The 4,704-nt window shown below is 40.8% G+C and carries 2 protein-coding genes and 1 pseudogene; 2 read left to right on the forward strand and 1 reads right to left on the reverse strand.

Features of this window, described 5'->3' with window-relative positions; genetic code table 11:
• Positions 1-238 precede the first annotated feature (238 nt).
• Positions 239-1,888, forward strand: coding sequence for a dihydroxy-acid dehydratase (gene ilvD / locus F3G70_RS11865; protein WP_149732917.1), 1,650 nt, complete (start codon positions 239-241; stop codon positions 1,886-1,888).
• Between the two features lie 7 nt (positions 1,889-1,895).
• Positions 1,896-3,170 carry a histidinol dehydrogenase gene (gene hisD, locus F3G70_RS11870; RefSeq protein ID WP_149732918.1) on the forward strand — a complete coding sequence of 425 codons (1,275 nt, stop codon included), beginning with the start codon at positions 1,896-1,898 and terminating at the stop codon, positions 3,168-3,170.
• Between the two features lie 209 nt (positions 3,171-3,379).
• Here the strand turns inward: hisD and F3G70_RS12190 are convergent.
• Positions 3,380-4,704, reverse strand: a pseudogene (locus F3G70_RS12190) (Ig-like domain-containing protein); the annotation flags it as partial.

Here is a 4,704-nt window from a genome sequence, read left to right on the forward strand (position 1 = left end):
CCCCCCCCCATTGTGCAATTCATCCCCAACCTAGAAGATGTTGGGGTATTCTTGCAATATTATGATAAAAAAAGATAGGCTATATTCCACGACCTATAAAATAGGCCGTGGTAAGAAATGGTATTGGTATTTATCATTCATAGTCATTATAATATTTTGTCGGATATCAGTTATAAATTTTTTCAAAATATATTAAATATTAATGAATTACATATCTATACACTAGTAGGCGATTTAGATGAAAAGTGATAATATTAAAAAAGGAATTCAAAGGGCTCCCCACAGGTCTCTCTTGAGGGCCTGCGGATTAGGTGATGATGATTTTGAAAAGCCATTTATCGGAATAGCAAACAGTTTTACTGACATTGTTCCGGGCCACATTCACCTCAGAGACCTCGTTGAATTTGTAAAAGAGGGCATAATAGCCGCCGGCGGTGTTCCATTCGAATTTGACACCATGGCTATCTGTGATGGAATCAGCATGAATCACGAAGGAATGAAGTATTCCCTTCCTTCAAGAGAAATCATAGCCGCAACCGTAGAAAGCATGACGAAAGGACACGCCTTTGACGGACTGGTACTGATTCCAAGCTGTGACAAGATTGTTCCGGGAATGATTATGGGCGCATGCCGTGTAGACATTCCAAGCATAGTCGTTACCGGCGGACCTATGGCAGCGGGCAATTATAAAGGAAAAAACGCTGATTTGATTACCGTTTTTGAAGCTGTCGGTGAATATTCAGCAGGCAAAATTTCAGAAGAGGAAGTTTATGAAATGGAAAAATGTGCCTGTCCTGGAGCAGGAAGCTGTTCAGGACTCTTTACGGCCAATACCATGGCCTGTATTACAGAAACATTAGGATTATCCCTTCCTTTATGCGCCACGACCCATGCGAACACCGAAGAAAACAATCAGATGGCATTCGAATCCGGTAAAAAGATTATTGAACTGGTTGAAAAGGACATCAAGCCGTCAGACATATTAATCCAGGAAGCTTTCAACAATGCGATTGCAATAGACATGGCGCTGGGCGGCTCATCAAACACTGCCCTTCACATTCCGGCCATTGCAAGTGAAGTTGAAGGCATTGACGTTGATTTGGAACTCTTCGATAAAATCAGCCGTGAAGTTCCACACATCGCATTAATCTCACCTGCCGGCGAGGATACGATGATGGATCTGCACCTGGCTGGCGGAATTCCTGCCGTATTAAAGACTTTGGGAGATAAAATCGACACTGCCCCATTGACGGTAACCGGAAAAACGATTGAAGAAAATCTTGAAAACGTCGAAAACAAGAATACTGAAGTAATCCGCACTTTGGAAAATCCGGTTCATGAAGACGGTGGAATCGCAATACTTAAAGGTAATATCGCTCCAAACGGCAGTGTAGTTAAAAAGGGAGCTGTTGCAGAGGAACTGATGCATCTTAAAGGACCTGCAAAGGTTTATCATTCCGAAGAGGAAGTTACAAAGGCAATATTCGACCATGAAATAGAGGAAAGGGACATTGTCGTAATCATCTATGAAGGTCCGAAAGGAGGTCCGGGAATGAGGGAAATGCTCAATGCAACTTCAGCCCTTGCAGGAATGGGCATTAAGGACGTAGGACTCATTACTGACGGAAGATTTTCAGGAGGAACCCGTGGACCGTGCATAGGACACGTTTCACCGGAAGCTATGGCGTCAGGACCTATTGCTGCGGTGCAAAACGGTGACATTATCGAAATTGATATCAAAAACAGATCCATTAACGTGGACCTGACAGATGAAGAGATTGCCGAAAGGTTAAAAACCGTGAAACATCCTGAAAGCGATGTTGACGGCTGGCTTTCCATATATCAAAAACTGGTTCAATCCGCCGACAGCGGCGCTATCCTAAGGTAGTGTTAGAATGGAAATATTGAAATACTCTGAAATTGACCTTTTTGAAACAATAAAACGTTCGGAACAGGATGTCAACAACGTTTTGGATACAGTTTCTGAAATATTGGCCAACGTCCGTGAAAAGGGCGATGAAGCGGTAAAGTCATATACAGAGAAATTTGACGGTGTTTTAATCGATGATTTGAAGGTTTCTTCACAGGAAATTGATGAAGCCTACGATACGCTGGATGATTCTCTTTCAGATGCCTTAAAACAGGCCGCATCAAACATTGAAAGCTTTCACAAAAAGCAGATCCCTGAACAGTGGGAAATGGAAGTTAATCCCGGAATTACTGCAGGCCAAATCGTAAGGCCTATAAACTCTGCAGGATGTTACATTCCCGGTGGAAGGGCAGCTTATCCGTCTTCAATATTAATGACCGTAATTCCGGCAAAGATTGCAGGCGTTGAAAAGGTAGTCTGCGTAACGCCTCCCCAGAAGGACGGCAAAATCCTTGATGCGATTCTTGTTGCGGCAGACATTTCGGGAGCCGACGAGATATACAAGGTTGGCGGAGCCCAGGCAATAGGAGCTTTAGCTTACGGAACAGAGTCAATTCCTAAAGTGGAAAAGATTGTTGGTCCGGGAAACATTTTCGTTACCGCAGCCAAAAAACTGGTTTACGGCCAGGTGGACATCGAGTTTCCTGCAGGCCCTTCAGAAGTGCTCATTTTAGCTGATGAAAGCGCAGAGCCTGAATTTCTGGCAACCGACATTTTGGCACAGGCCGAACACGACCCTAATGCTTCATGCTTTTTGGTAACAGACAGCGAGGATTTGGCTATTAAAACTGATGAATTTGTTTTAAAATTGACCGAAAATGCTCCAAGGCGTGAAATAATAGAGGAATCATTGTCAAAAAGCGGAAAAATTATTATCACTGACACATTCGAGGAAGCCATTTACGTTACAAACGAATACGCTCCCGAACATCTAATCATATGCACAAAAGACGATGATGAAACTCTAAGCCACATCAATAATGCAGGATCAATATTTTTAGGTCCTTATTCACCTGTTGCGGCAGGAGACTACGGATCCGGAACAAACCACGTTCTTCCTACCGGAGGAGGAGCAAAAATGTATTCCGGCCTTTCAACAGAAGCCTTCATCAAAAAGCCTACGGTTCAAAGAATCACTAAAGATGGTTTGGCCGAGTTATCAAAGACTTCAGTACCTATAGCCGAATATGAAGGATTCTTTGCTCACGCAAATTCATTTAAAAGAAGATTGGAAAACTGATTTCTATCTTCTATCATTCACTTTTTTTTCAAAAAAATTCCATGCATTTAATTGAATGTGTGGTTGATAAAACAGTATCATTTATTAATTATTACTCTTTTTATTGATGGTTACTTTAAGGATTTTAATGGATGGCAACAAGTAATTAATATCTTAATTGGTTAATCTACATTAAAAAATAAAAAAGTGAGAAGTAATGATTACTTCTCTTAAGCTTCTACTTTTACAGTGTTTGCTATACTGGCTCTATTATAACTTGAAGTTATGATGTATTCACCAGGCATTAAGTTAATGTTTAATGCAGCCTGACCGGTACTGTTGGTTGTTCTGTAGTAGAACACACCGTTGATGTTGAACTCAACTTTTTCGTTTGCAAATGGTTTACCTTGACCGTCAACAAGATTTGCAACGAACTGACCAGGAGTACCGTATTTTTTGGTTAAATCACTGGCGGACAATACAGGCAATACAGTAATGTTGTTTGATACTCTGCATTCCTTGTATTCAGCAGTGATAATGTATTCACCAGGTTCAAGGTTAATATTTAATCTTGCAACACCTGATTCGTTGGTTTGTCTTTCGTAGAATACACCGTTAATGTTGAATATAACAGTTTCACCAGCACCGACAGGATTACCGTCATCACCTATGAGGGTCACATAATATTGGGAATCGTTTCTGTAGTATTTTACTAAATTCTCATTATTAGTAATTCTAGGCAATATAGTAATGTTGTTTGCTGCCATTTCACCGTTTACAGGATTAATAGCTGTAATAATGTAAGTTCCTTGTTCTAAGTTGAGGTTTAACCTAGCTTTACCTTCGGTTCCATTAATGTAACGTTTGTACATTACACCGTTGATGTTGAAGGTAACTTCAGTTCCGTCAGCTAAGTAATTACCTTGGGTATCACGGAAAGTAGCGTAGTATTGGGTTGCGTTTCTGTATACTTTAACAACATCAGTACCGTTTACGGTTGATAAAATGGTTACAACAGAGTCAACACTTTGCTTGTCTACAGTAGTGGTTACATTGTAGACTCCGGAATTTAATCCTAAAGCCATGCTTGCAGTACCGTTTTCATCAGTGGTTCTTGTGTAGGTAACGTTGTTGATGAAGATTTCAACAGTTTTGTTAGCTAAAGGATTGCCTTGGTAATCTGTAACGTTTACTACAAATCTTTCAGGTCCTTTATAGTATTTGGTTACGTCAGGAGCAGTAATGACATCCTCTGTACCCTTTTTAACGGTTAAGTTGTAAATTTTTATTGCCATAGTGTAGTTATCGTCACCATAATAGATAACAGGAACAGGAATAGTACCAGTGATATAACTGGTAATAGTGGCTGTAGCGATACCGTTGGTTACGTTAGCGATCTTGAGACCGATGCTTACCTTACCGGTAGCGTCTTCAGGCAATTCAACAACGAAAGTAACGTTTTCACGGACGGTTATGATATCCTTATCGGCAGTCACGTTCATTTCAGGGTTCTGTTTAGTGCTTAAGAAGGTAACGTTAACGAAGTCAATGGCAT

This window comes from Methanobrevibacter millerae, from assembly GCF_900103415.1.
In the GTDB taxonomy this organism is placed as follows: Archaea; Methanobacteriota; Methanobacteria; order Methanobacteriales; family Methanobacteriaceae; genus Methanocatella; species Methanocatella millerae.

What these genes read in the sequence shown, in the direction of transcription:
- hisD (WP_149732918.1), top strand. Translation starts at nt 1,896, where the DNA reads ATGGAAATATTGAAATACTCTGAAATTGACCTTTTTGAAACAATAAAA.
- ilvD (WP_149732917.1), top strand. Translation starts at nt 239, where the DNA reads ATGAAAAGTGATAATATTAAAAAAGGAATTCAAAGGGCTCCCCACAGG.